Annotated in this window: 22 protein-coding genes; 12 read left to right on the top strand and 10 right to left on the bottom strand. The window is 58.4% G+C overall.

The features are described 5' to 3' along the window. Window positions 1-12 precede the first annotated feature (12 nt). Window positions 13-6,231 (top strand): Ig-like domain-containing protein, encoded by a 6,219-nt coding sequence (locus LN415_04535; protein MCJ2556358.1) that lies wholly within the window; start codon window positions 13-15, stop codon window positions 6,229-6,231. A 4-nt stretch (window positions 6,232-6,235) separates the two neighbouring features. Here the strand turns inward: LN415_04535 and LN415_04530 are convergent, their stop codons facing one another. Beyond that, window positions 6,236-7,276, bottom strand: coding sequence for a deoxyhypusine synthase family protein (locus LN415_04530; protein MCJ2556357.1), 1,041 nt, complete (start codon window positions 7,274-7,276; stop codon window positions 6,236-6,238). Between the two features lie 226 nt (window positions 7,277-7,502). Here LN415_04530 and LN415_04525 point away from each other — a divergent pair, with 226 nt between their 5' ends. Then, entirely contained in the window at window positions 7,503-8,303 is an 801-nt protein-coding gene (locus LN415_04525) for a GTP-binding protein (protein ID MCJ2556356.1), read from the top strand. Here the strand turns inward: LN415_04525 and LN415_04520 are convergent. Continuing rightward, entirely contained in the window at window positions 8,300-8,776 is a 477-nt protein-coding gene (locus tag LN415_04520) for a vitamin K epoxide reductase family protein (GenBank protein MCJ2556355.1), read from the bottom strand. The two genes, LN415_04525 and LN415_04520, sit on opposite strands and share 4 nt — an antisense overlap. 8 nt (window positions 8,777-8,784) lie before the next feature. Beyond that, entirely contained in the window at window positions 8,785-9,474 is a 690-nt protein-coding gene (locus tag LN415_04515; GenBank protein MCJ2556354.1) for a TlpA family protein disulfide reductase, read from the bottom strand. Window positions 9,475-9,515: 41 nt separating this feature from the next. Between LN415_04515 and LN415_04510 the strand changes: the two genes are divergently transcribed. Beyond that, a complete protein-coding gene (locus LN415_04510) occupies window positions 9,516-10,133 on the top strand; it encodes a hypothetical protein (GenBank protein MCJ2556353.1) in 618 nt (205 codons plus the stop codon). Here LN415_04510 and LN415_04505 read toward each other — a convergent pair. Continuing rightward, entirely contained in the window at window positions 10,083-10,898 is an 816-nt protein-coding gene (locus tag LN415_04505) for an NAD+ synthase (GenBank protein MCJ2556352.1), read from the bottom strand. The two genes, LN415_04510 and LN415_04505, sit on opposite strands and share 51 nt — an antisense overlap. A gap of 129 nt (window positions 10,899-11,027) precedes the next feature. Between LN415_04505 and LN415_04500 the strand changes: the two genes are divergently transcribed. Both LN415_04500 and LN415_04495 read left to right on the top strand, forming a co-directional pair. Continuing rightward, the gene (locus tag LN415_04500; protein ID MCJ2556351.1) at window positions 11,028-13,343 is read left to right on the top strand and encodes a valine--tRNA ligase; all 2,316 of its coding nucleotides are present in this window, start codon (window positions 11,028-11,030) and stop codon (window positions 13,341-13,343) included. Between the two features lie 63 nt (window positions 13,344-13,406). Continuing rightward, complete coding sequence (locus tag LN415_04495) at window positions 13,407-14,189, top strand: hypothetical protein (protein ID MCJ2556350.1); 783 nt, start codon at window positions 13,407-13,409, stop codon at window positions 14,187-14,189. Here LN415_04495 and LN415_04490 read toward each other — a convergent pair. From LN415_04490 to LN415_04480, 3 genes are read right to left on the bottom strand one after another with little or no spacing between them, the layout of a single operon-like run. Beyond that, window positions 14,186-15,826 carry a hypothetical protein gene (locus LN415_04490; protein MCJ2556349.1) on the bottom strand — a complete coding sequence of 547 codons (1,641 nt, stop codon included), beginning with the start codon at window positions 15,824-15,826 and terminating at the stop codon, window positions 14,186-14,188. The genes LN415_04495 and LN415_04490 overlap by 4 nt on opposite strands. Continuing rightward, complete coding sequence (locus LN415_04485) at window positions 15,823-16,995, bottom strand: FtsX-like permease family protein (GenBank protein MCJ2556348.1); 1,173 nt, start codon at window positions 16,993-16,995, stop codon at window positions 15,823-15,825. The genes LN415_04490 and LN415_04485 overlap by 4 nt, the downstream gene beginning before the upstream one ends. A gap of 26 nt (window positions 16,996-17,021) precedes the next feature. Further along, a complete protein-coding gene (locus LN415_04480; GenBank protein ID MCJ2556347.1) occupies window positions 17,022-18,119 on the bottom strand; it encodes an ABC transporter permease in 1,098 nt (365 codons plus the stop codon). An 84-nt stretch (window positions 18,120-18,203) separates the two neighbouring features. On the opposite strand from LN415_04480, the gene LN415_04475 reads away from it, so the two are divergent. The 4 genes from LN415_04475 (at window position 18,204) to LN415_04460 (ending at window position 22,111) form a co-directional block, all read left to right on the top strand. Next, window positions 18,204-18,881, top strand: coding sequence for an ABC transporter ATP-binding protein (locus LN415_04475; GenBank protein MCJ2556346.1), 678 nt, complete (start codon window positions 18,204-18,206; stop codon window positions 18,879-18,881). 110 nt (window positions 18,882-18,991) lie between these two features. Continuing rightward, window positions 18,992-19,513: a metal-dependent hydrolase gene (locus LN415_04470; GenBank protein ID MCJ2556345.1), complete on the top strand. Its 522-nt coding sequence runs from the start codon at window positions 18,992-18,994 to the stop codon at window positions 19,511-19,513. Between the two features lie 102 nt (window positions 19,514-19,615). Then, on the top strand, window positions 19,616-20,692 hold the full coding sequence (gene wecB / locus LN415_04465) for a UDP-N-acetylglucosamine 2-epimerase (non-hydrolyzing) (protein ID MCJ2556344.1): 1,077 nt from the start codon (window positions 19,616-19,618) through the stop codon (window positions 20,690-20,692). A gap of 102 nt (window positions 20,693-20,794) precedes the next feature. Continuing rightward, window positions 20,795-22,111 (top strand): oligosaccharide flippase family protein, encoded by a 1,317-nt coding sequence (locus tag LN415_04460; GenBank protein MCJ2556343.1) that lies wholly within the window; start codon window positions 20,795-20,797, stop codon window positions 22,109-22,111. A 40-nt stretch (window positions 22,112-22,151) separates the two neighbouring features. Here the strand turns inward: LN415_04460 and LN415_04455 are convergent, their stop codons facing one another. Further along, window positions 22,152-22,304, bottom strand: a complete 153-nt coding sequence (locus tag LN415_04455; GenBank protein ID MCJ2556342.1) for a hypothetical protein — start codon at window positions 22,302-22,304, stop codon at window positions 22,152-22,154. Window positions 22,305-22,860: 556 nt separating this feature from the next. On the opposite strand from LN415_04455, the gene LN415_04450 reads away from it, so the two are divergent. Next, window positions 22,861-23,082, top strand: coding sequence for a ribbon-helix-helix domain-containing protein (locus LN415_04450; GenBank protein MCJ2556341.1), 222 nt, complete (start codon window positions 22,861-22,863; stop codon window positions 23,080-23,082). 4 nt (window positions 23,083-23,086) lie between these two features. Beyond that, window positions 23,087-23,341, top strand: a complete 255-nt coding sequence (locus tag LN415_04445; protein ID MCJ2556340.1) for a type II toxin-antitoxin system RelE/ParE family toxin — start codon at window positions 23,087-23,089, stop codon at window positions 23,339-23,341. A gap of 107 nt (window positions 23,342-23,448) precedes the next feature. Here LN415_04445 and LN415_04440 read toward each other — a convergent pair whose 3' ends face one another. Beyond that, complete coding sequence (locus LN415_04440; protein MCJ2556339.1) at window positions 23,449-24,369, bottom strand: nucleotidyl transferase AbiEii/AbiGii toxin family protein; 921 nt, start codon at window positions 24,367-24,369, stop codon at window positions 23,449-23,451. Beyond that, entirely contained in the window at window positions 24,366-24,998 is a 633-nt protein-coding gene (locus LN415_04435; GenBank protein MCJ2556338.1) for a hypothetical protein, read from the bottom strand. Before LN415_04435 ends, LN415_04440 begins: the two co-directional genes overlap by 4 nt. Window positions 24,999-25,346: 348 nt before the next feature. Between LN415_04435 and LN415_04430 the strand changes: the two genes are divergently transcribed. Continuing rightward, the coding region (locus tag LN415_04430; GenBank protein ID MCJ2556337.1) for a hypothetical protein at window positions 25,347-25,660 on the top strand (314 nt) is incomplete at its 3' end.

The raw sequence follows: 25,660 nt of genomic DNA, 5'->3' as shown, positions 1-25,660 counted from the left end.
GGAGGCGTTCTTGTGGCGATATGGGAGAGAATGAGTAATGGAGTGAGCGGTAGGTATCTGGTTGTGGCAGTGATGGTGCTGCTTCTGGCTTCGATGTTCTCGGCACTCGTGCCGTCGGCAAAGGCCGAGCTGAATCCACCCACCATGATTTCTCCCGGTTATTGGGAGACATCTGGGACGTGGACCATCGAAGCAGGGGACTACGTGGTCCACGGGAACAAGACGATCTACGTGAACGGCAACCTCATAATCGAAGGTCAAGGCACACTGGTGCTGTTCAACGTGGTCCTGCAGATCAACAGCACCTTTCCGGGCGAGTTCTTCATCGAGGTTCAACCCGGTGGGACATTCCTGGTCTACGATGGCGGCGACGGCCTCTCGCCCTTGGACATGGGTGACAGCGACGCCAGCACGATACAGGGTCCCGGACTCGTAGAGCGATACCGGTTCTACATAAGACAGGGCGGGACCTTCCTGCTGAACCGCAGCAGGGTCGTTCATTGTGGTCTGCCCCCTGTGGGCAATCCCACTTATGGTGACGACTTCGGCATATACTCCGAGTCCGATCTGACGGTTATCGAGGACTCGATTCTGGACATGAATTCCATTGGGCTTATCGCAAATCACAGCAGGGCAATTGTCAGGAGGACTTGGATCTACAATGGCGAATACGGTGTCGTAGGTGCGGAGAACGCCCTGCTCGAATTCACGGATGTCGAGATCGTGTGGGCGGCCTCACAGGGCGTCTTCCTCAATGGCTCGAGGATGTATCTGAACGATTCTTTCATCGCTCGAAACGGCTGGGGTCCGGGAGTGGATGGTTTGTACGCCTACCGCGGCTCCACGCTTCTCATGGATTACTGCGCCATAATGCAGAACGCAGGGAACGGCGCATTCGCCTCCGACTCCACTATGGTGGTCACGAACTCATGGATATACCAGAACGGAGGGGCCGGACTTGCCTGGGGCTCCCCCCCAGGTGTCGATATCATCGCGGTGGCAGCTGACAACTGGATAGAGGATCACTCTGTCGCACTGCGGGTCAGCCCTGCTCTAGCTTCGGCAGACTCGCACATCGAATTCCGGCGGAACGACATCACAATCTACAATCGAGGCGCGTTCGTCACCGGACTGAACATCACTGGCAACTTTGCTGGCAACACTCTGTGGAATGGCGTCAGCGGGATCGTGGTCGACGGTGAGACGGTCGACATGGACATATCCAGGAACGATTTCGACGACCATTCAGGAGACGCCGTGTACATCCTCTCGAGCGTCTCCGCAACCGTGAACATGGAGCTGAACACCATCAACAACACGTACGGTTCGGGCAGCCATGGCATGTACGTTGAGTCACAGCAGTTCGCCGATGTCCGTGTCGCGAACAACACAATCACGAACGTCAGCGGCCCAGGGGTCGCCGTGTACTCAGGTCTGGATGCGTACATCATTGCTTGGTCGCACAATAACACCATAACCAACTCGTCGACCGACTGCGGTCCGAACACCTGCGGCGCCATGTACTTCTACTCGTTCGGAGGCGATGTTGAGGTCTATGCTTATGAGAACTCGATCGACATCTGCAATGACGTTGGCATCCTTGCTTTGTCGGACGTTGGTAGCGTCCTCGCCGACATCCAATATAACAGGCTCATCGATACCGGCCTTATGCCCATGTTCTTTCCCGCCAGCATCCTCGTCTTGGCCAATACGGGAACCGCGCAGTTCGACATACTCAACAACACGGTTCAGACAACACCCGACTTCGGAATTGTCTCAGCGGCATGGGCGGGGATACGAGGCAGTGTCTCTGGAAATTCCTTCCTGAACATCGGGTTTTGGTCGATTTACGCCGTCGCGGGTGACGGCGCCGTTGACATAGACAGCAGCAACAACACTGGTGGCAACATCTGGGGAGGAATATACTCCGACAGCATGGGAGGGGATGCGACAGTCACGCTTCGCAACAATGTGTTCTCCAACTACGTGGATGGAATCTGGCTGGAGTTCCCATCAGGCAATTTGACACTGACCGCCCACTTCAACAACGTCAGGTTCGGGGACTACAACTCCCTCTACGTCAACATAGGCGGCTGGTTGGATGCCATTCTTGACAACAACAGGTTCGAGCAGAGCAACTTCGATAGTTCGGTCTACATTGTCACTGGCGGTCAGGCCAATCTGACGATGCTGAACAACCGCATGGGCAATGCAGCGCACGATGGGTTCCATCTGGAAGCCCCGTCGGCAAACCTAGTAACGGAATGGAACAGCTTCATCCAGAGCCGCGTCAACTTCAACCTGACGGCAACGGACCCGTACGGTCATCTGATGATCGACTCCTACTTCGATTTCTCCGTGGACTCCGTCGGCAGCTACTCCGCAAGAGTCTATGCTGAGGGGACCTCGGACATGTTATGGGATTACATGTATTCCCTGAGAAACGACCGGGAGATCCTCTTCGAGCTGAACCGGTCCGCCGACGTGACGATCAGGCGCGGTTGGATCAATGGCAACGACGCGACCGGATGGATGATATTCCACTACAACGGGCAGCTGACCTTGGACGTTATCGATTCAGCATTCCGTAAGAACCAGGCGGGTCTCTATGTCTCCTCGAACAACGATGCCGTAATCGACATCTCGATTTCGGAATTCAACGTGAATACCATGAACTATGGCTTGGGCGTCTTCGCCATGTCCAACCTGACCCTGGTCACCAGCTCAAACGAATTCAGCAACAACGCCGGATACGGCATTAACGCCTTCGGCTTCGGGAATCTCAATTACACAGGGAGATCGGACACCTTCGCCCTCAATGGATGGGACGGACTCTATCTGGGCGCCTTCGGAGTGTCTGATGTCGACATCGACGGTTCAGACTTCTTCGCGAACTGCCAGAATGGCGGATGGTGCTCCGGAACGATGCTCGATTTCAGCGCATCTCCGGCTGCAAACGTCACACTACGTGACATCACGGCCGTGGGAAATGGTGAGTTCGGGATCGTGATGTTCGGGGTGAACGCCAGGATCTCGGATGCCCTGATTCAGGGACACCAGGCTGGCATCTACTCAATCAGCTCGGATGCGATCGTGGAGAGTAGCCAGATCGTCATGAACAACCAATCTCTCAATCTGCCATCCGGCGCTCACTTCGTGGTGTACAACTCTTCGCTTGATAGCGCATCCCAAGTCGACTTTGTACTGGACGGGAACTCCACACTCTGGGGAATAAACACCACGTTCAACATCAACAACGGCATGTTCCTCGATGCGCTTTCGTGGGCCAAGAGAAGCTGGTACATAGACATCGAGGTGATGACCAACGGAGCTTCTCCTCTTGCAGGGGCCTTCGTCGATACGAGCGACACTTTCGGGACGCCGTACATAAATGGCACAACAGGCGCGGACGGCTTCCTCAGACTGAACTTCGTGGACGATCAGTGGCGGAATGCCATGACTGCCGTACACTACAATCCGTACGACATAACGGCCAATGCGCCCGGAGTGGGGACTGCCTTGAGGACGTACAGCTTCTACGCATATGTGCACCTCCAGCTGGTAATCTGGGATGTGGACGGACCCATCGCAGATGCGGGCCCCGATCAGATCGTTGACGAGGACACCGTTGTGCTGCTCGACGGAACCAACTCCACAGACAACGTCGAAATCCAATCCTACACATGGACATTCATTGACCAAGGTGTTCCGCAGAGTCTCCCAGGTCCAACACCGACGTATGTGTTCACCGAGCCAGGGGTCTACACGATCACGCTGGAAGTCGATGATTGGGCGAATCCTCCAGCCACGGACACAGTTCAGATAACCGTGCTCGATGTGACACCACCAACCGCGGACGCCGGGCCCGATCGGAACGTTCCTTCCGGGACACTGGTCCAGTTCGACGGTTCCGGTTCCACGGACAACGTGGGCGTGGTCAACTACACGTGGACATTCACGTACAACGCCACACTCATCACACTGTACGGTGTGAATCCAACATTCACATTCGTGACACCCGGAGACTACACAGCGATCCTGAACGTTCGCGACAACGCCTCAAACGGCGGCGCGGACAACATGGTCGTGACAGTCTTTGACGCCGATCCCCCAATTGCGGACGCAGGTCCAGATCAGATCGTCAACGAGGACACAGTGGTGACGTTCAACGGCTCAGGCTCCACTGACAATGTGGGAGTGGTCGACTACAGGTGGACGTTCATAGAAGGTGCGAACGTGGTCGCCTTGATCGGTGTATCGCCCACCTACGTCTTCACAGAGCCAGGAGGCTACATAGTCACATTGACCGTCTGGGACGGTGCAGGATGGGCAGGTATCGACACGATGACCGTGACCGTACTGGATGCAACACCGCCAACCGTGATATTCACATCACCTTACGATGGCGCAACGGACCAGCCGCTCAGCACATCGGTGGTCATAGGATTCAGCGAGCCCATGGACACGGCCTCTGTGGAGGCAGAAATCACAATAAGCAGCGGAGCCGTAATCACGGCCTACAACTGGAACCTCCAGGACGACATTGTTACGTTGAGTCTGTCGAACCTCGCGTACAGCTCGATGTACGTGATCAACGTGAACGCAACGGCCACCGATGCGTCAGGGATTCCGATGACCAGCGCATACTTCTTCAACTTCATGACCACAGCGTCGGCAGGACCCGACATCATATCGCCCGAAGTGATATACTCATATCCCGAGGACTGGGCCACCGGCGTCCCGATAGATGTCATCCTGAAGGTCGTCTTCAGCGAGCCCATGAACACCATAATGACGGAATCGGCCATAACGATATCAGGAGCCGCAATTCAGAGCTACAGCTGGTTCTCCAACAACACACTCGTTGAGATTATTACCACAGCTCCGTTCTCCTACTCAACACCCTACACGCTGTCGGTTTCCGTGACCGCCCAAGACGCAGCGGGCAACCCGCTCAGCGCAGCATACAGTGCCGCATTCACGACGGAGGATCCTCCAGTCGTGGATATCATACCGCCTGAGATCATATTCACCGATCCTGAGGAAGGTGCACTGGGCGTTCCGATAACCGCCAGCGTCTACATAGTCTTCAGCGAGCCGATGAGCACAGATTCTGTTGAGGCAGCAGTATCGATAAGCCCGGTCGTGGGTGCGACCAATTACTACTGGACTTACAACGACACGGTCTTGGAGGTGGAGTTTGTGGGTCTGTTGGAAGGCACACTATACACGGTCACTGTAACCACCGTGGCGGAGGACGTGGAGGGGAACCCCATGTCAGCTGACTTCACCCTCCACTTCACGACCTTCGCCCCCGGCGCAGATATCACACGACCAGTGATACGGTTCACCTCCCCGGACGACGGAGAGACGGACATCAACGTGAACGCCAATCTGGTCATAGTGTTCAGCGAGTCCATGAACACAGCATCCGTCGAGGCGGCGATCATCATCAGCGGTGTAACGCCGACAGGCTTCTCCTGGTCTGGAGACACGACCGTGACGGTGATCCTGCCGGTTCTGGCCTACTCCACGTCCTACCTCGTCAATATCACCGACACTGCAGCGGACCTGGCTGGGAACACGATATTCGAACACTATCTCGTACTGTTCCACACCGAGGCAGAGCCCGCAGTCGACACCACGCCTCCAGAGGTTATCTTGACGTATCCAGATGACGGAGACAACGATATCCCAATGGTCGATGGAACGATCACGATCGTGGTCGTCTTCAGTGAACCCATGGATGAGGCATCCGTCGAGACCGCGACCGACATCTCGGCCGGAACGATTCACGACTTCTACTGGAACGCAGACTCCTCGGCAGTCACGATCGAGCTGCGGGATGCCATCTACGACACTGACTATACGCTGACCATTGGCTCAGGAGCTGAGGATCTCGCGGGGAACTCCTTGTCCCAGGAGGTAGTGGACTTCACAACAGTGGTCGAGCCAGAAGGACCACCCGCACCGTCAGCTGAATTCGACATAGCACAGGCCTGGTGGCTCATCCTCATCATAATCATCCTGATAGTCATCGTGGTGCTCCTCCTCCTGATGAAGAGGAAGCCGCCCGCCCCGGTCGAGGAGCCAGCAGTGCTCGAGGAGGACGTGCCAATGGAGGAGGAGATCCCCGAACTCGAGGAGATCATTCCTGAGGAGCCTGTTGAACCCGATGAGCCTCCAGCACCGGCGGAACCCCCCTCCGAAGGGGAAGTCCCAGTCTACTAGGCTCTCACCGGTACAGCGCGCGTCGTTTCCTTTCGTACCCTTCCAGACGTTCGTAGAGCGAATGTGCTATGAGCGGCAGCGCGATCGTCGCGTCACAGTAGCAAACGCCCATTCTGGTCTCAGCGGACTCCTTTCCCCAGGAGATCGCCTCCTCGAGGGTCGCTCCGCTCAGACCTCCCCATTGCGGTGAATCCATCGTGATCTGGACCGCGTACTTGTGCGGGTAGTACGACTCATCCGTCCCCTTCCTCTTGAGCCCCTCTGCTTTGCCGGGAACCTTCAGGTCCTCGTACAGGAGGTCCGATGTTGCGGCGAACAGCTGGATGAAGTCCTTCGGCACACCTCCCCCTATGTAGATGGCCCCGGTGTCCTCCACTTCCTCCGCGAGCTTCATGAACTCCACATAGTCCTTCACATTGTCTATGCTCACGCCGTGCCCTTTGGAGTGAGCGATCAGTGCGGCATCCCCGTACGGGCTGTCCACGATTGCAGGACAGAACACCGGGACGGCGTGCTTCGCCGCCGACGAGACGATGCAGTCAATCCCCTTGTCCGCGAGCCAATTCCCGAAGCCCTCCAGGACTTCTCTTGAAGAGTGGTTGTGGCCCGCCTCCAACCCCATCATGAAATCGCTAATCAGACTCGTCATCTCGAAATAGTCGCCTTCCTTTCCAGCAACATCATAGTACCGGTTGTAGCCGTCCTCGAACAGCCCGGCATCCGTCGAGCCGATCCGATCGTCCAGATGGTAGTAGTTGAAGCCCATCGCCTCGACGATGTCCTCCGAGATGTTGGCGCCTGTGGACACCAGCACATCGATGTAGCCCTGCTCGATGAACCATTTGATCGTCCTCCACTGCCCCGCGGTCGAGAGTGAGCCTGCATATCCGAACATGATGGTCACGGATTCATCGCGTATCATGCTCTCGATTATGTCCACTGCTCTTCCCAGCGTCCTGCCCTGATAGGCCGTCCTCCCCATCGCCTTCACAAGATCGGAAACGCTCCTCCGCTTCACGTCCAGAGTCTCAACAACGGATTCCATCGCCATCAGGAAGGCCTATTCGTTGCGTGGTATTCATGTTTTCGTTTGCGCCTTCGGAGCGGGATCAATCCCTGGCGGCGATCGTACACGTCGAGCCCTTTCCCTCACCGCTCAGTGTCCTTCTTGGAGGGGCGGGACAGCGCGGTGTCGGACCGCTGAAGATTATCATACCTGATAATCTCTCGGAAAGCCCTATATGAAGGCCATGCGAATTCTGGGAACGTCAATGGCTAGCAAGTCCACTCTCGCTCAGAGAATCTCGATGAAGATGAAGATCTGTCTCGTCGGGGAACCCGCCGTGGGGAAGACGAGCCTCGTGAGGCGGTTCGTCTTCAACACCTTCGACCCCAAGTACTTCTCCACGATAGGAACGAACATCTGGAAGAAGAAGCTCCAGCTGACCCATCCGCTGAACGACAGCACGCTGGACGTGGACATGATCGTCTGGGACATAATGGGGCAGAAGCAGTTCCGGGACCTTCTGAGGGACGCTTACTTCTTCGGAGCGAAGGGCGTCATAGTCGTGTGCGACTCCGGCGAGAGGGAGACCTTCGACAAGCTGGTCCATTGGGTGGAGGCTGTCACCGAGATAACCGGGGACATCCCGCAGTACCTCATCGCGAACAAGATCGACCTCGGCAGCGTGTCATTCGAGGAGAAGGAGATGAAAGAGATGGCAGGGACCTACGACTGCCCGTACCAGATGACGAGCGCAAAGACTGGTGAGTTCGTCGAGGAGATCTTCTTGAACCTTGCTACCAGGATAGTCCAGAAGAGATATGATGACGCTCAGGCCGGTCTGGACGAGGCGGAGAAGACGCTCGAGTCCAGTCCTGAAGACATAGACTCCCTCTACATCAAGGGAGAGGCACTCGTGATCCTTGAGAGGTATGATGAGGCCATAGCCGTCCTCCACGAGGTGACGAGATTGGATACGGATTACCCCGACGTCTGGGGGCTCAAGGCAGAGGTTTTCAGCAAACTGGGCGATGAGAAGATGGCCGCGCTCTGCAATGTCAGGGCCTAGGCCGCCACGGGCTCCGCGGCAGCTTCATCCTTACCTTTCAAGATGCCGTAGGCTATCAACCCGAGGATCGCCATCATGACCACGAAGGCGGAGAGGCAGTAGTCGCATACGGCCTGGATGACGAATATCTCGATAAGCGTCAGGTAGGTCGAGAACCCGGCGCCTATGATCGCAATGATGAGCATGTACGTGGGGAAGTTCTCTGCGATTCCCATCTCCGGGTAGTAGAGCCTCAGGTAGGACATGCCGAACAGTGCGATGTAGCCCAGGAGTCCGATGAGGGCGACGGGGATCCCGAAGACCACGCTGTACTCACTATCCCAGACATCGTAGCATCCGCCGCCTATCGGGCACCAGCCCTCCGATCTGTTGTAGTGGACGTAGGTGAGGTAGCCCGAGAGAGCGATTCCCAAGAGGGAGAGAACGAGAATCAGCCTGAGGACGGTCCCCTCCTTGTGTATTCGCGTGTACATGATAATCCCTATTTGCCCAGTAGATCGTTGAGAATGGAAGCGATGTTGCTGTACGTATCAGTGCCGACATGGTCGTATTTCACGATGCCGTTCATAGGCTCCTCTATCAGGTCCAATATGAACAACTTGGGGGTTCCTCCGACGTTGTAGGCACTCGCCATGTTGGACGTATCGATTGCGTGTGTCCACTGAGCCTCAGGATGTTGGTTGAGGAAATCCAGGAGGATGGCGTCGGTGTCACCCGCCCTGACGTCAATGGAGATGAAGTTCACAGCGTCCGAACCGAAAGTCTGCGTGAGCTCCACCATCGTCTGTATGAAGTCGATACAGGCGCCGCAGCTTGGTGAGAAGAACTCCAAGAAGACCAGCTCACCGTGGAAGGAAGTCGGGACCGTGTAGGGAATCCTCGTTCTGACGTCCACAATGGAGAAACTGGGAGCCTCCTCGCCGACCATCGAGTCTGCGGGTCCTTGGTAGGCTATGGCTAGAACGATGATGACCACGATCGCGATGGCTATACCCGCAAACACGACACCCTCCCGCCTCCTGACGCCCCCTCGCGCCTTGGCCCTCCTCCCTTGGGCCTTGGATATGCGGCTCTCCGCGTCTTCTTCAGGGTGGACCTTCTTGAGATGCCTTGGTAGGTTCTCGGGTTTCACGGGGCTGCCGCAAATGGGGCATCTACTCATCTTGGTCATCTGGCTTCAGTCCTGTATTGATACAATACCAGGGAACGATAATGAAGCTTTCGGAACTGTTCTGCATAACCAAGGGGAAAATATCAATAGGGACCGGGTTCTTGAGAGCAACGATGGAGCACTCGTCCAGGAGGCTGGATTTCACCTATCCGAAGGGGTACCTCGTCCTCAGGCTGATCCTGGTACTGATGGTCGTGGGGCTCGTGCTCATGCTGGTATCCTTGTTCCCCGTCTTCGGGGCCTGGTCGGTCCTCCTCATCGTGATGCTGGCCGTGTATCTCATCGTCGTGGGCGTTTCCCCGTTCTTCACCAATCACTGGGTCACACTGGCCATGCTCGTGCTGAGACAGGGGCTGTACTTCAAGGTGTCCATCCCCTACGCCGAGATCGAGTCCATCGGGATGACCAACGAGGTCGCCAAGTACGGTGTGAAGTCCTCCTGGGTCAAGGACAAGGTCTTCATCGCGACATCGCAACACGGGCTCGTCTCCATAAGGCTGAGGAACCCCATCCGCTTCCTTCTCGTGCTGGGCAAGTCGGCGACCGAGCTCATCGTCAGCGTGGACGAGCCGGAGAGGTTCGTCTACGCAGTGCGGGAGAGAATGGGACTACTCCCGCCAGTCGAGTCCGACCGTGCTTATGCCAAGCTTAGGCACTAGCCCAAGCCGCCTCTTGTGGGCGCTCTTCTTCACCCGCTCGAAGACGTCGTGCACCTTCGCGAGGTCCGTCCCCGTCCGCTCGACGATGTCCTCCGCAGTGAAGCCCAGCTCGATGCCCAGCAGGACCGAATCCAGCTCCGCGTAGGAGATCCCCAGCTCCTCCTCGTCCGATTGGCCGGGGTAGAGGGCGGCCGAAGGCGTCTTCTCCATCAGGCGGTCCGGGATGCCTATCTCCTTCGCCAGGTCCCTGACCTGCGTCTTGTAGAGGTCCCCTATGGGAGCGATGTCCGAGGCCCCGTCACCGTACTTCGTGAAGTACCCGACGAGGAGCTCGCTCTTGTTGCTCGTTCCCGCGACTATATGGTCCATCGAATGCGCGGCGTGGTAGAGGACGACCATCCTGCACCTCGCCTTGATGTTGCCCAGCCTCACCCTGTCGTCTGTATCCTCCAGGGAGAGGAACGACTCCACGAAGCCGTCGATCGGGATCGCGATGTAGGATATCCCCAGCGACTCCGCGTGCTCTCTCGCATCCTTCTCGTCCTGCTTGGGCGAGTCCTTGTCCGGAAGGTGGATGCAAGCGGTGCTCTCCGGTCCCACAGCACGAGCGCAGAGCGCCGCCACGATGGCGGAATCCAGTCCCCCGCTCATCCCGACGAGGATGCCCTTCCTTCCCGACTTCTTCAGGTAGTCCCGCAGGAACATCTCTATGACCGTGACGAGCTCCTTCCTGAACTTGGGCGTGAGCGCCATCAGCCCTGCCAAGGGCTCAGCGATAAAAAGCGTTTCGCTTCCGATACCCGAGGAGCGAGGGAAGAGCGTTCAGCGCTACCAGTCATACCATCGGCGGGGCTTCTCTTTTTATAGCAGAAGTGAATCGTGAAGGGAGGTCGCATGGCTGCTCCCAAGATCACGGAAAAACGATGGGAAATCAAGTTCGAGGAGGAACTCCTGGACAGATGGACCCAGGAGGACCTGCATCCCTTCGATCCCGATTCCGGGAAGCCCGTGTTCGTCATAGACACCCCGCCGCCGTATCCTTCGGGCACGTGGCACATCGGGGCGGTCGCCGGCTACTCGCTCATCGACATGATCGCCCGCTCGAGGAGGATGCTCGGGTACGAGGTCCTCTTCCCCTTCTGCCTGGACAAGAACGGCATAAACATCGAGCTGACGGTCGAGAGGAAGCACAAGAAGAGCCTGCACGAGTTCGACCGCCAGGAGTTCATCGACATCTGCAGGGAGGAGATCGGCAAGATCTCCGAGGGCATACTGGACCTCTCCCACAGGATGGGGATGTCCGCGGACTGGGAGGATAGCTACTACGAGACCGACACTCCCGAGTACAGGCGGATAACGCAGGCGGTCTTCATCGACCTGTGGCACAAGGGGCTCGTCTACAAGGGCGAGAGGCCCAGCTTCTACTGCCCCGCCTGCAAGACGCCCATCGCGGAGGCGGAGATCGAGTATGTCGAGAAGCCGTCCACGATGACGACGGTCAACTTCAAGGTCAAGGACACGGGCGAGGACCTGCCCATCGCGACGACCCGCCCGGAGCTCCTCTGCGCGTGCAAGGCCGTCATCGTGCATCCGGGCGATGAGAGGTTCGCGCACATCCAGAACAAGAAGGCCATCGTCCCGATATACGGGACGGAGGTCAACATCTACCCGCATCACTACGCGAAGCCCGAGTTCGGTACCGGCGCCGCGATGATGTGCTCCTACGGTGACCAGGTCGATGTCCAGTTCTTCAGGGAGCTCGGCCTGGAGGCGGTGAAGGGGATCGACGTGGAGGGCAGGATGACCGAGGCCGCCGGCAAGTATGCGGGGATGACCACCGAGGAGGCCAGGCGGGCGATCACCGACGACCTACACGAGCAGGGGCTCGTCGTGAAAGAGGAGTCCATAATGCACGTCAGCCCGATGTGCAGCCGCTCCAGGACGTCGGTCGAGTTCATCTCAATGGAGGAGTGGTACGTCAAGCAGATTGAGTTCGTCCCCGAGCTCAGGAAGCTGGCGGGGGAGATGGAGTTCCACCCGTCCGATTCCAAGCGGTACCTCGACACGTGGCTCGATGCGATAACGATAGACTGGCCCGTGAGCAGGAGGCGCTACTACCACACCGAGATCCCGCTCTGGTACTGCGACGGTTGCGGGGAGGTCATCGTCCCGCCACCGGGGGAGTACTACCAGCCGTGGAAGGACCCGCCGCCGCTCGAGTCGTGTCCCAAGTGCGGGGGGAGCAGCTTCACCGGCGAGGACCGAGTGTTCGACACCTGGATGGACTCGAGCAACTCGAATCTCATTGTCACCAAGTACATGCAGGACGAGGGCTTCTTCAAGGACAACTTCCCCTGCTCGCTCCGGCCGCAGGGGCGGGACATCGTGCGCACATGGCTGCACTACACGCACCTGAAGAGCTTCCTCGTCACTGGGAAGAAGCCGTTCCAGCACGTCTTCATTCACGGGATGGGACTGGACGAGAACGGGCGGGCGATGCACAGGACGCTCGGCAATGTGATCGACCCCGGTCCGGTGATCGAGAAGCACGGCGCCGACGCGTTCCGCTACTGGTCCGCTGCCGGCTGCGCCATCGGGGCGGACTTCCGCATATCCGATGAGAGGATCGGCGGGGCCAAGAAGTTCCTCACGAAGCTCTGGAACGTGGCGCGGTTCATATCCTCGTTCCCCGCCGGGGAGAAGGGCGATCTGAGCCCCGCGGACGAGTGGATACTGGCGGAGGTGAACGCCCTGACGGAGGCGTGCAGGGAGTCATACGAGGACTTCGACTTCTTCGTCCCCTCCAACAGGGTGAGGGAGTTCCTGTGGAACGTCTTCGCGCCCCACTACGTTGAGATGGTCAAGGGGAGGGCCTACGAGGGCCAGACAGGTTCGCTCTACGCTCTGCACGAGGTCCTCAGGGTCCTGCTGAGGCTGATGGCACCGATAACGCCGTTCATAACCGCCAGGATCTGGGAGGAGATCTACGGCGGGGACGTCCACAGGGAGGAGATGCCCTCCATGCGGGAGGATCGGAGCAGCCCGCTGACCGAGCTCACGCAGCAGTTGATGGACTTCAACTCCGAGGTCTGGAAGCTGAAGAAGGAGAGCGGGCTCAGCCTGCGCGAGGATATATCCGGGGTTTCGATTCCAGGCGAGCTGAAGCCCTTCGAGGACGACCTGACGAGGATGCACAGGCTGGCCAGCTAGTCCGCTATCAACACTGATAATCACGGCAAACAGCTTATAATCGCTTTCCAGAATCGATAGGCGATGTCTATCTCAGAAGCTCAGCCCAGCCCTGAGAAGATGGAGAAGGCTTACAGCACCTACATCGAGGGCTTTGACAGCCATCTCGGTGATGGGATCCCACAGGGTCACATAGTCCTGGTCTCCGGTGCGCCCGGGACGATGAAATCCACGCTGGCGTTCAGCATCCTCTACAACAACGCGAGGGAGGACCTGGCAAGCGGTCTGTACGTCACCCTGGAGCAGACAAGGGAGAGCCTGATCAGGCAGATGCAGAAGCTGGGGATGTTCGTCGGCAGGGAGTTCGGCGTCGAGATCCTCGATCTCTCCGTATTCCGCCAGGGTGAGGAGGACTGGATGGGCGACTCTGGCGAGGACGGGAGAAGGGAATCCCCCTGGTTCAAGAAGTTCAGGAACATACTGGAGACCCAGAAGAAGGTGATCGACTACGATCTCCTGGTCATAGACTCCCTGCCCCTTGTCGAGATCGTGTGCGGCATCAGGAACAGCAGGTACGGCCTCTTCAGACTCTTCAGGTGGCTTCACGATCTGGGGACCACGACGTTCATAATATCCGAGAACCCCCCGGACGAGAAGATCGTGCGCGAGAGCGACTTCATGGCCGACGGCATCCTCCACCTGCTCATGGAGACGTCCGCGGAGCTGAACCTCTCGAGGGTCCTCAGGTGCACGAAGATGAGAGAGGTCAATCACGACCCGGGGTACTACGTTCTCGAGTTCAAGGACCGCAGGTTCTGGGCCTCTCCGAAGCGGTATGACGTGGGCAGAATGGTCTCACGGCTCTAGTTGGCCACGATGAATATCTCGGTCTCTCCCGGCCCCGAATTGTAGATGAGGTCGGCCTCCGCCACCGTTCTTTTGAAGATGCTGTCCTCAATGACCACGCTCGGTAGCGGGTGCTCCTGGGCGCCCTTCGTCGTCCATTTCGACTCGAGGAGGAGGTAGTCGTACATGGTGATGTCACTGCCTGTCGCCATACGGAACGGGAGGAGTCCATCGCCCTCGTCCTCGCCGAAGTAGTATCTGTACGTGTCGTGGAGCCTCTGGTCCGATCCTAGATTGCTTATGTTGAGCGCATTCATGTGCTCCATCGCACTGAACTCCGCGGGATAGGTCGTGTTCTGCACATCGTAGAAATCCTCGCTCCCGTACGCGAGCGGCGTTGTCAGAAGGATGAGCCCCAGGAAGGAGGCGGCAAGCACGGCCTTTCTGGCGGGGGACCTGGACTTCTTTAGCGCCACCGCAAAGGCGATGCCTATCGAGACGGCCAAAGCGACGTCCATGTAGTCATAGGTCCTGTAGAGGACGACGAACGACTCGGGGTTCAGCCCCCAGAGGAAGGAGAACAGCATCACCGCGATCGGGGCCATGAAGGCCGCTGTGATGAGAGGTCTGAACCGCGTTTCCGAGTTCCGCATCACATTGAAGCCCACGAGCGCAACGAACAGGAGCGCGATGGAAGGGGCCGCGATGATGAGGAAGTCGCCCTTCGTCCTTATCGTGCCAGTGAAGACGTTCGTGTAGTGGTTCAGAACGAGCAGGGATGCGGCGCCGAGGATGAACAGCACCTTCTGGTCGATGTACTTGGGGAGCGACCTCTTGGTGTTCGTGAACCAAGGTTTCAGCGTCTTGGGAGATGACAGGTGGACCGCCAGCAGCGCTACGAGGAAGTACACGGACATGAAGAGGAAGATCGTGTTCACGTCCATGGCATCCATGAAGAAGGGCATCTCGACCGCGAGGTAGTACGCAACGATCGCGAGGATCAGAGCGGGCCCGAGGAGCACGTCCAGCAGGAAGGACCTCCACCTCCACTCTCCCCTCCTCAGGCTCTCCACGTTCTGGGCCGCCATCATGTACGTAATCATCCCGAAGGCGATGAGCGTCGCCAGGTGGTGCGCCAGGCCCATGAAGAGGAGCAGGAACGCCGCCAGCGCCCTGTACTTGGGATTGTGCCTCTCGTGGTACAGGTAGAGCACTATCGGCAGGAGGACCAGGCCTATGTTCTGCTTCATTATCGATGCCGTCAGGAAGACATACGTGCCGCAGAGCGCCATGAACAGCCCCGCGAAGATGGCCGCGACCCTGGAGTCCGTGATCTTGAACGCCAGGATGTACACGAACACTGCTGAGAGGGACGTGAGCAGGACCATCGCTATCTGGATGAAGTAGAGGGGCTCCTCTCCCGCCGCGAGGGAGCTGATGGCGAAGTACAGCGGCAGGATGGGTAGCTTCTCGTTGTACTCCAGCTCCACGAGCGGGCCGCCGTCGTACCACCTCCCCGTGTCCATGATGTCCTCGGCTATCCTCGCCTGCGGGAAGCCGTCAATGTTGTACGGCAGCGGGGAGAAGAGGAGCGGGACCAGCCTGATGGTGAGCGCCACGAAGAAGATGAGCATGATGGGAAGGGCGTGTCTCCTCAATCCGAGAGCACCTCCTCCAGCGTCTTCCTCTCCTCTCTCGCAGCGACGCCGCGCATCATCTCCACGGGCCTCTCGCCGCTTATCAGGTGGTAGATCACCGTGCCCAGGACGATCGACAGGACGAGTCCCGCAGCCGCGAGCTGGACAAGAAGCACGAGATCGTACGAGGGCTGGATGGAATGGCCGAAGAGGATTATGACGTCCCCTGCACCGAGGGCGGTCGCGAGGAGATACCCGAGGAGGATCCCCGCCAGGACCGCCGGCACGGAGAGGATGACCAGGTCCCGCAGGAGCATCCTGGCCATTTGCGCTCGGTTCGCACCGATCGCCGAGAGCACGCCGAAGTCCCTTCTCTTCTCGACCACGGCCTTGGCCAGCACGGCGACGATCCCGAATGTGATGAGGGCGCTGTTGAGGACGAGGAATCCCCAGACGACGATCTGGACGCTGCTTCCCGCCTGCTGGACGAAGACGCTCGTGTGCGCCACGCCCCTCTCACCGCCCAGCTCGGGATGCTGGAACAGGAGGGTGGCCAGCCTCGCGTCGAACCTCTCGTCGCTGTTCAGCACGACGCTCTTCGTCCCGTCCCCGAGGACGAGGGGGACACCGGTCCCGTTCAGGTGATCCTTCAGGGTGTCATACTCGTCCGTCCTCACCCTGATGGCGAGCAGGCCGTCCTTTCCCACGGGGGATATGCCCCACGAGCGGTTCAGCGGGATGAGTATCTCGTCGTTCGGCGGGCCGCCGCTCTCGTAGATTCCCGTGACCTCCATCTCCTCCAGGTAGGGGTGCGTCGATCCGGTGAGTATGATCCTGTCGCCCAGGTTGATGTCAAGTCTCGAGCTGAGGCGCTCGCCCGCCAGAAGGAACACGCCGTCCGCCGAGCCTGACGTGACCTCGCCCCGGTCGATCGCGATGAAGCCCTCGCTGTCGATGCCCCTCACGACCACGGGCTCGCCCTTCACCACGCAGAAGGCATACGTCTCCGGGCTGATGGCGTCGATCCACGTCTGGTCCCTGAGGTCCTCAAGGAGCTCGGGCGGCAGCGGCTCGTCGTTGGTTATCTGGGACACGACGTACACGTTCTCGCCGTAGAACTGCTCCTGCGGCAGTGAGCCTATCGCGAGGAGCAGCGGGATCGAGCCGCTGAGGAGGGCGATGCAGAGCACCAGCCCTACGGCGGTCCTCTTCCTGATCAGCGTGGCGGTCCCTCCTTCTTCAGCTTTCTCGATGCAAGAATTGCCACAGGCAGCCCGCCAATGATCCCGAACACCAGTGCGAGGATGAAGGGCAGCAACGTCGAGCTCAGGGTGGCCTGCGGGACGACGAAGCTCGCGTACCCCATCAGGGGCGCGAAAGAGGTGATGAAGTTGGTGACCACGTATCCCAGCGTGACTCCCAAAAGCCCGCCAAAGACGGACACGTAGAGCGTCTGCAGGGTGAATATCCCCGCTATCAGCGAGGGGCTTCCGCCTATCTGCCTGAGGACCTCGATGTCGTTCCTCCTGTAGTGGACCTCGACGCTCATCAGGCTCGCGACCAGGACGGCTATCACGACCGACGTCGACAGCGACACGACGTACAGGCTCGACTGCACCTGCTCGATCCCTCCCTTGAAGAAGGCGATCGTTCCCGTCATCGGTATGAGCATGAGCCCCTCCTCCCGCAGCCTCTCCAGGTCCTCGGTGCTCTCCTTCGGTATGAGTATGAACGAGACGGAATCCACGCTCGGCGCGATCGGCGGGGGGACGTCCTCCGACACCAGTACCCAGTCGGTGGAGAAGAACGCGCCGTAGTTGAGCGTCCTCTCGTACTCGAGGGTCACGTTCCCTTGCGCGGTGTCCAGGACGACCTCGGTGCCGCTCGAGAGGGTGATGTTCATCCTCTCCGCGTCGTCCTTCAGGCGGGTTCCCATCCACAGCGAGGACCCGCTCAGGGGGGCGAGGTCCGGGACGACCATCCCGCTCGTGTCGTTGCACGCGATCGCGTACGTGCTGCCTACGTGAACGGATTGAATCTCAACGTCGACCCAGGAGGCCCAGCAGAGCGTGCGGTTCCCCTCGATCAGGTCCAGGACGCTCATCGGCACCGTGCTGTCCGCCAGGTTCGAGCCTTCGAGCGCGATGTACGGGCCCTCCTGCACCCTGGCCGCCAGAGCGTCCGTCCCCGAGTCGAGCCCCTCCACCATGGCGGTCGTTCCCGCCATGTACATCACGCACGCTGCTATTCCGACAACGGTAACGAGGGTCCTCCAGTTAGTCCTCGTGGCCATCTTCAGAAATACATCCCTCATCCTGGCCTCCGGGAAACATTTAATACCATCTGGATGAATGACACGTCAATCACCTGCCAATTTAAAGAAATATCGGTGGAAACGATGGAATTCCCTGTTGTTGTGGAGCAGGTCTCCAAGAGCTACGACGGCGTCAGGGACGTCGTCAAGGACGTCGACATCAAAGTGGCGCAGGGCGAGATGGTCCTCCTCTGGGGCAGGAACGGCAGCGGGAAGACGACCCTCCTGAACCTCGTGGGGTGCATAGACGTCCCCTCGAGCGGGAAGGTCATCGTCGCCGGCAAGGACACGTCCGAGCTCTCCCCGAGGCAGCTGGCCAGGCTCAGGCTGACGAGCATAGGGCACGTCTTCCAGCACCACAACCTCATCGACGACCTCACGGTGGAGGAGAACGTGCTGCTCCCGCTCAAGATCGCCCGGGACGGGGAGGCGGACGCCAAGGCGAAGAGCCTGCTGGCCGCTTTCGAGTTGGACACCCTCGCCAAGAAAAGACCGGGGGAGATCAGCGGGGGCGAGAGCCAGAAGGTGGCCATCGCGAGGGCGCTGGCGAACGACCCGGCGATACTGCTCGCGGACGAGCCCACCGCGTCGCTGGACTCCAAGAGCTGCGAGATGGTCCTGGACGCCTTCAGGAGGATAAGGGAGGGCTTCGATGCGACCGTGATAGTCGCCTCGCACGACCCGCTGCTGTACGACCACATCGAGAAGAAGTTCTTCCTCTTCGACGGGCGGCTGAAGACGGGTCCCGACGACGGCGCGTAGGCTGCATCTCCGACCGAGGCGCTTCGAATCACGGAGGGCGCACAGAACATGCATGCGCGTGGGCCCTCGAACACAAACGATTTCTGCTAAGTCGCTCTTCCAGTGGCGAAATGTTCCCTTTGGGTCACGTCGGGATAGCGCTGGGCGTCGCGTTCGCCCTCGTGCGCATTCTGAAAAAGAGCCCGGACCCGAAGACGTTCGTCATAATCGTCGGAGTGGCGGCAGTGCTCCCAGACCTGATCGACAAGCCGATCGGGCTGCTCTACGGCTTTCAGGGGGGCGGCAGGCTGTTCGCCCACACGCTCCTGTTCTCCGTCATCGTCATGGCCGTCTCTCTCGTCGCGTGGCGCTGGGCGACCCGCAGGGAGCTGGCGACATCGTTCCTGCCCCTGCTCTTCACCCTCGCCGTCTGGATACATCTCCTCCTCGACCTCATGTGGGAAGACCCTGAGATACTCCTCTGGCCCGCCTACGGTCTCGGCTTCCCCACCGGAGAGTTCAGCTGGGGGCACCTCACCGCGAGCCCCTACGCCATGGCGGGAGAGGTCGTGGGCGCGATCATCCTCGTCTACCTCGCCCTCCTCCTGTTCCTGGGCAGGTTCAATGTCGAGGGTCCCGAGGGAGGAACGTAAGTCTGGCTGGTCGCCTTCGCCGTCTCTCCACTGCCAAGTTGTTCTGTGACACATTCCGTCGTAGAAGAGCTTTTATGCGGGTTCCAGCCTACGCAGACCGTCATGATATCGCTCGTTGTGGGCACAAGACCCGAGATCATCAAGATGGGACCCATAGTGCTTGAACTGAAGAGAAGGCAGATGGACTTCGACATCATACACACCGCCCAGCACTACGACAGGGAGCTCTCCGGGGTCTTCTTCAATGACCTGGGTCTCCCGGACCCTGACCGCACGCTCGATGTCGGCTCGGGCAGTCAGGCTGTGCAGACCGGAGAGGCCCTGGTGAAGCTCGAGAGAACGTTTGGCGAGACCGAGCCCGATGTTGTTCTTGTTGAGGGAGACACAAACAGCGTCCTGGCGGGCGCGTTGGCAGCCGCAAAGATGGGGATCGACGTTGGCCATGTCGAGGCGGGTCTCAGAAGCCACGATCTGAGAATGCCAGAAGAGCACAACAGGAAGCTCACCGACCACCTCTCGAGCTTCTTGTTCGCTCCGACCACGGCAGCCGAGGAGAACCTGAAGAAGGAGAACGTCTGGGGACGCATCTGGGTGACGGGCAATACGGTCATCGATGCCTGCATGACCTTCATGGAGGTCGCCGCGGAGAAGTCGGACATCCTGGACAAGATCGGGTTCGAGAGATTCTGCCTGGCGACGGCCCACAGGAAGGAGAACGTGGACGACCGCGACGTTCTCTCGGAGTTCGTTGAGACGTTTCTAGGGTCTCCCGTTCCCGTGGTCTATCCGATTCATCCACGGACGGTGAAGATGCTGAAGGAGTTCGGCCTCTACGACGGTCTTTCCCGATCGGAGAACGTCCAGCTCCTGCCACCGGTCGGCTACCTCGACTTCCTCCTCCTCATGAGAGGGTGCGAGTTCATACTAACGGACTCTGGAGGCATCCAGGAGGAGGCGACCTCCCCGAACATACGAAAAAAGGTCTTTGTGCTCAGGACGTCGACCGAGAGACCAGAAGCAGTCGAGGCCGGCTACTGTGAGGTCGTGGGGACCGACTCGAAGAGAGCGTTGGCCGCGATCAACGCTTACACGGAGAAGGGCGAGAGCCCGACCTCTCCATCCCCCTACGGGGACGGCACGGCCTCCGCGAGGATAGTTGACGCGCTTGGGAACAGCTGAGAAACGTTTAAAAGCAAAGCGGTTCTAGTGAGCGCGGGTCAGGAGCTGGTCGACCGCTCTTGAGATCACGGATATCGAGGCACGGACGCAGAAAGTGGGATCATGGCATTCGTCGGAGAGTACATTCGCAGACTACCTGAATTCCTGAGGACGCCGCTCTACAAGAACGCGATCTTCCTGATGGCGAACACGGTCGCCGCAAGCGGCCTCGGATTCGTCTTCTGGATTGTCGTCGCACGGTACTACGAGCCGTTCCAGGCGGGACTGGCGGTTGTGACGCTCCAGGCCATAGTCTTCCTCGCCATGCTCTCGAAGCTGGGGTTCGACGTGGGACTGATCAGGTTCCTCCCCAATGCAGGGAAGAACTCGAAGGACCTGATCAACACCTGCTTCACGATCAGCGGCGGGATGGTCATCCTCGTTTCCATAGTCTTCCTCGCCGGCCTGGACATCTGGGCCGAGAAGCTCACTTTCATCCGCGAGAACCCGGTCTTCCTCGTGGCCTTTGTGCTCTTCTCCGTTGTCTTCGTCCTCTTCCCGCTGATGAACCAGGTCTTCGTTGCCAGAAGGAAGGCGGAGTACGTCTTCATCGGGAGTCTGATCAGCGGGTCCAGGATTGCCTTTCCGGCGGTGTTCTTCCTCCTGTTCGGGCTAGGGGCATTCGGGATATTTGCCTCCATGAGCGTTGCCTTTCTTCTGACAGTGCTGTTCGGTCTGTTCGTGCTGATGCCACGCGTGAACCCCGGGTATCGGCCGGTGCCGACGGTGAAGAAGAGCGCGATCGGTAAGATGGTCCGCTACTCGGCGGGGAACTACGTGGCGGAGATCTTCGGCGGGATGCCCGCCTTCCTGCTCCCGCTTGTCATACTCAACTTCTTCGGCCCGCAGGGACTGGAGGTCGCAGGTGAGAACGTTGCGTACTACTACTTCGCGCTCATGATCTCCGGTCTCATCTTCGCGATAGCGTACGCGGTGACCCTGTCCCTCTTCGCGGAGGGTTCGCACTTCGAGAGGGAGCTGAAGAGCAACGTGCGGAAGGCGCTGAAGTTCGTATTCATTCTTCTGATACCAGCCGTGGTCATTGTCCTTCTCCTCGGCGAGTACCTGCTCCTTCTCTTCGGAAAGGAGTACTCGGCCGGGGGGCTGCTCCTGCTGCAGGTGTTCGCGCTCTCCAGCGTCTTCATCACCTTCAACAGCATCTTCATGGCAACGAGGCGGGTTCTCAAGAGGCTGAGGCCGATAATAGCCATCCCCATGTTCAACGCCTTCGTCATCGTGGGACTGGCGTACGTGTTTCTGGACGTGTTCGGTCTGATCGGGGTCGCGCTCGCCTGGATGTTGAGCCAAGGCCTTGTCAGCCTGGGGATAGGCGTCTACGTTCTGACGGGATACATCCTCGAGCGGCGTTCCCAGGCCTGAGGCGGTCCGCTGTCCAGTTCCCGCGGGTTCTGACCTCATTCTAGAACATGGTCTCAATGAAGTCCGTGAAGAACATCCCGCCCGCCAGAAGCTCCAGCCACTCCTCGTCCGAGAGCTCGGCGCACGTGTCCCACTGGTCGCTTCCCTTCTCGCATCCTTCCCCGCATTTGGAGCATCGTTCGTCCATGTCCATGTATCTGTCCCCTCACCAAGCCACGGAAGGTCACATCGTTGTCTCAGAGGATATGCCTTTTCCTGTCCGCCTCTGGACGTTCCCAAGGAGACCCGAGCCCCTCCGAATGCCTCTGGGGGCACTGGGCGGAACTGCAGGAGAATGCAAGCATCCTGCAAGGATGTAGCAGGTATGTCCCTGGTAAGTCCCTAGGATGTCACAAGGTTTCAGCAAGCGAGGAGCAAGGATCAAGCAAGCGAGGAGCAAGAAACCTGCAAGAAAGGAGCAAGCGGACTGCAAGGAAGCTACTGGGAACTTCCGACAAGTCCATGCAAAGACTTAAGTAATCCCGGAATGACCCCGAAAGGCGAGGATCGCTGAGAATCTGACGGCGTCCCGCGTGCCCCCGGTACTTGATGCATCCCAGGCTCTATCTCAGCGCCTCCCGCGATTCTCCCGCAGGGACGGGACGCATATCTCGTATGGCCCTCTTCGGTGTACTTCGCATGCGGAATCGGTTGTCGATGATGGCTCAGGCAGCAAGCATTAAGTAATACGCGCGTAATACCTATTATGGATGAAGACAATCAGCCTGAAGGTCTCTCCCGAACAGGACAAGCTCATCTCCGCGACAGCGGTCAGGAGAGGATTCCCTTCGAAGTCCGAGTTCATACGATATGCGATCGCGAGGTCCCTGGAGGAGGAGCTCAGCGTGGAAACCCTGGAAGAGATCTTCGAGGCCCGCAGGCAGGTGCGGCAGCGGAAGACGGTCCCATTGAGCGGGCTAGAGGGAAAGTGAGCGCTTGCCCTTTCGGGTCGAGTTCACCGAGCTGGCCGCGGAGAAGTTCCGTAAGCTGGACAAGGAAGTCCGGGAGCGCATAGTCAGGAAGCTGCGCGAGGTGGCCGCAAACCCGAGGCGGAGCGTGTCACCTCTTCGAGGCATCGGCGCGTTCAAGATCAGGGTGGTGGACCACCGCCTGATAGCGGACATCGACTGGGGAGAGGAGGTCGTGTACGTGCTCACTCTGGGCCATAGGAGCACAATCTACCGCCAGTAGGCAGCTTCTTGGAAGGGGCGCGCTCCTCGCTTTCGGTTGACACCGGCGGGGAAGGCACTCGGACTAAGACATCGATTCATCTCAGGTCCTGACACCTCTCCGAATGATTAAGCCGTCAGTTCCTTTCGGATGTCATCCAATTCGCTGTGTATCCGAAGAACCTCAAGACCCAAGTCCTTCGGTGGCTCGATCAGAAACAGCTTCATTTCCTCCGAACCCAGGATGTCTGCAGGTGGAAACCGCATCAACTCTATGTTCTCCCTGTATCGTTCGTACAGCTCGAGCATGAATCTGACCTTCTCTTCGATCTGCTCCTTGTATTCATTGACAGAGTAGCCAAATTCCTCTTCCATGAAGAGTATGTCTATCACATCCCGAAGCTTGTATGCCATCCTGGTCAATGACGCCCTACACTTCTCCACATATATCTCTCTGGGATCGTAGCAGCCAAGTTGTATTTCTGTATTGTACTCGTTCCAGAGCTTCTCATAGAGAAACTCCAGTTCCTCCGATTCTACGTTCTCCACATAGCTTCTCAATTCCCTGTCTTTGAACGGATAGAGAGTCTTGTCCACGAAGTTGATCTCCACCTTGATGCTGCTGGGCATGTTCAAAATCTCTGATTGGTAGCCGATGAAGAAGAGTACCATCCTGCCACCGCTGCTGATGTGAACCTCGCCTGCTATGGTCTTGTCGCCACTGAAGTTCATTCCGAGGGTGTCGGCCATGACCCTGAAATGCCCCGCAAGGGTGGTGATTTCCTCGGAGCAAAGCCTTCTCGTTTCGGCCACGGTCCTGCCCTTCCAGAGGTCATCACTCTGCCAGGTGAAGTCGATATCCTCTGAGAAGCGATAGAACCCCAGGTAGGCCTTGACGAGGCATGTTCCCCCCTTGAAGGTGAGACTTCCACTGAGGTAATCGTCTTGGGATATCATATGCAGTAATCTGTGGAGGTGAAAGTCCTTCTCGATTATGTCGCTCCTTTTGGGCTTTCCCAGCGTGTTCAGCATTTCAAAGAAGTCCTTCATAGGCTCCCCTTGACCGCCTTTTGGAATCTTTGTGGGTAGCGGTCCAGGCAGTTCTCGAACTTCCATTTGTCCAACATCCCCATGTATTCCTGGATAAGATTGACTGCATGCAGCCTTCCCTCGCCTCTTCTGTATCGCCTGTAGGCCAGATCGAGCACCGTCTTCTCCTTGTCCGAGCACATCAGGCCATCCCTTCTCACGATGCCGAAATCAAAATGCCTTTTGCTCCATTTCAAGAACTGAAACTTCGTATCGAGGATGTTGATCACCTTGGTGCTCCTGTACGAATCGGTTATGACATAGTCTACTGCGAAGTACTCGTGAGTCATGCCGTTGAGCCTGAGAGCTGTCTCCAGGCCGAAATACCAGTGCTTGACGCCCTTGGCTTTCAGAGCCTTGGACACCATCTCATAGACCGAATGTTGGAAGAAACCCCTCTCGCGCTCGTCCGGGCTCTTGACGTAGTAGATCCCTCTCAAGATTCTCGAGATGTAGCCTTGTTCTTGAAGATACCGAAGGCTCCTCACGTCCCCTTTTTCCAGTCTGCGAGCTAATTCATGAATCTTCGTGGAAGTGGCTATCTTATGTCCGTCTATCAGCAGCTTCTTCCATATCATAGGAGTCTTCATTCGTGTCACAATATCCCACTTCTTGGGATGTTATGACATAAATGCACATATAATTTGCCCTCGTGATTGCGTATCCAAGAGTATCTCTGTCCACCACGCATCTTTCTTCCATCCCCTGGCTTGTATGCCCGTCATCCAAGAATCTCATGAGACCTCAGTCCCTCGCCTGCTCGTATCTGGTAAACTTCCTCCCTTCCCCTCGGAAGGCCTTCGTGTGCGTCCTTCTCTTCCCCTCCGAATATCCGATGCCGCGTTTGATATGGAGCAACTCATGATACATGACCTAGTCGAGGACGTATCTCGGCATCTTCCTGGAGTCGAGAACTCTGCCTATTGCAGTGGTGGCCATTGCTCGGTCCTCGTGTCCGAACACTCGGCGGGCGATACGCGGAGGCCATTACGACGGACAGCGAGGACCCGCAGGACGCCATCAGGCGCTTCAAGCGGGAGGAGTATCCTCGGATCGCGGTCTCCGTCGGCATGCTGGACACGGGCTTCGACTGCCCCGGGGCCATGAACATAGTCTTCTGCCGCCCCACGGGCTCGGAGATACTGTACAAGCAGATACGCGGTCGCGGGACGCGATTGTGCGCGGGGAAGAGATCATTCCTCATGCTCGACTTCGTGGGGAACAGCGAGCGCTTCAACGAGGGATACGTTCC

It is taken from the genome of Candidatus Thermoplasmatota archaeon (assembly GCA_022848865.1).
Taxonomy (GTDB): Archaea; Thermoplasmatota; Thermoplasmata; order RBG-16-68-12; family JAGMCJ01; genus JAGMCJ01.
The sequence above is the reverse complement of the archived record's forward strand: the minus strand, read 5'-3'. Positions and strand labels throughout refer to the sequence as shown.

What these genes read in the sequence shown, in the direction of transcription:
- LN415_04530 (MCJ2556357.1), bottom strand. Translation starts at nt 7,276, where the DNA reads ATGGAATCCGTTGTTGAGACTCTGGACGTGAAGCGGAGGAGCGTTTCC.
- LN415_04525 (MCJ2556356.1), top strand. Translation starts at nt 7,503, where the DNA reads ATGGCTAGCAAGTCCACTCTCGCTCAGAGAATCTCGATGAAGATGAAG.
- LN415_04520 (MCJ2556355.1), bottom strand. Translation starts at nt 8,776, where the DNA reads ATGTACACGCGAATACACAAGGAGGGGACCGTCCTCAGGCTGATTCTC.
- LN415_04515 (MCJ2556354.1), bottom strand. Translation starts at nt 9,474, where the DNA reads ATGACCAAGATGAGTAGATGCCCCATTTGCGGCAGCCCCGTGAAACCC.
- LN415_04510 (MCJ2556353.1), top strand. Translation starts at nt 9,516, where the DNA reads ATGAAGCTTTCGGAACTGTTCTGCATAACCAAGGGGAAAATATCAATA.
- LN415_04500 (MCJ2556351.1), top strand. Translation starts at nt 11,028, where the DNA reads ATGGCTGCTCCCAAGATCACGGAAAAACGATGGGAAATCAAGTTCGAG.
- LN415_04495 (MCJ2556350.1), top strand. Translation starts at nt 13,407, where the DNA reads ATGTCTATCTCAGAAGCTCAGCCCAGCCCTGAGAAGATGGAGAAGGCT.
- LN415_04480 (MCJ2556347.1), bottom strand. Translation starts at nt 18,119, where the DNA reads ATGAGGGATGTATTTCTGAAGATGGCCACGAGGACTAACTGGAGGACC.
- LN415_04475 (MCJ2556346.1), top strand. Translation starts at nt 18,204, where the DNA reads ATGGAATTCCCTGTTGTTGTGGAGCAGGTCTCCAAGAGCTACGACGGC.
- LN415_04470 (MCJ2556345.1), top strand. Translation starts at nt 18,992, where the DNA reads ATGTTCCCTTTGGGTCACGTCGGGATAGCGCTGGGCGTCGCGTTCGCC.
- wecB (MCJ2556344.1), top strand. Translation starts at nt 19,616, where the DNA reads ATGATATCGCTCGTTGTGGGCACAAGACCCGAGATCATCAAGATGGGA.
- LN415_04460 (MCJ2556343.1), top strand. Translation starts at nt 20,795, where the DNA reads ATGGCATTCGTCGGAGAGTACATTCGCAGACTACCTGAATTCCTGAGG.
- LN415_04455 (MCJ2556342.1), bottom strand. Translation starts at nt 22,304, where the DNA reads ATGGACATGGACGAACGATGCTCCAAATGCGGGGAAGGATGCGAGAAG.
- LN415_04450 (MCJ2556341.1), top strand. Translation starts at nt 22,861, where the DNA reads ATGAAGACAATCAGCCTGAAGGTCTCTCCCGAACAGGACAAGCTCATC.
- LN415_04440 (MCJ2556339.1), bottom strand. Translation starts at nt 24,369, where the DNA reads ATGAAGGACTTCTTTGAAATGCTGAACACGCTGGGAAAGCCCAAAAGG.
- LN415_04435 (MCJ2556338.1), bottom strand. Translation starts at nt 24,998, where the DNA reads ATGAAGACTCCTATGATATGGAAGAAGCTGCTGATAGACGGACATAAG.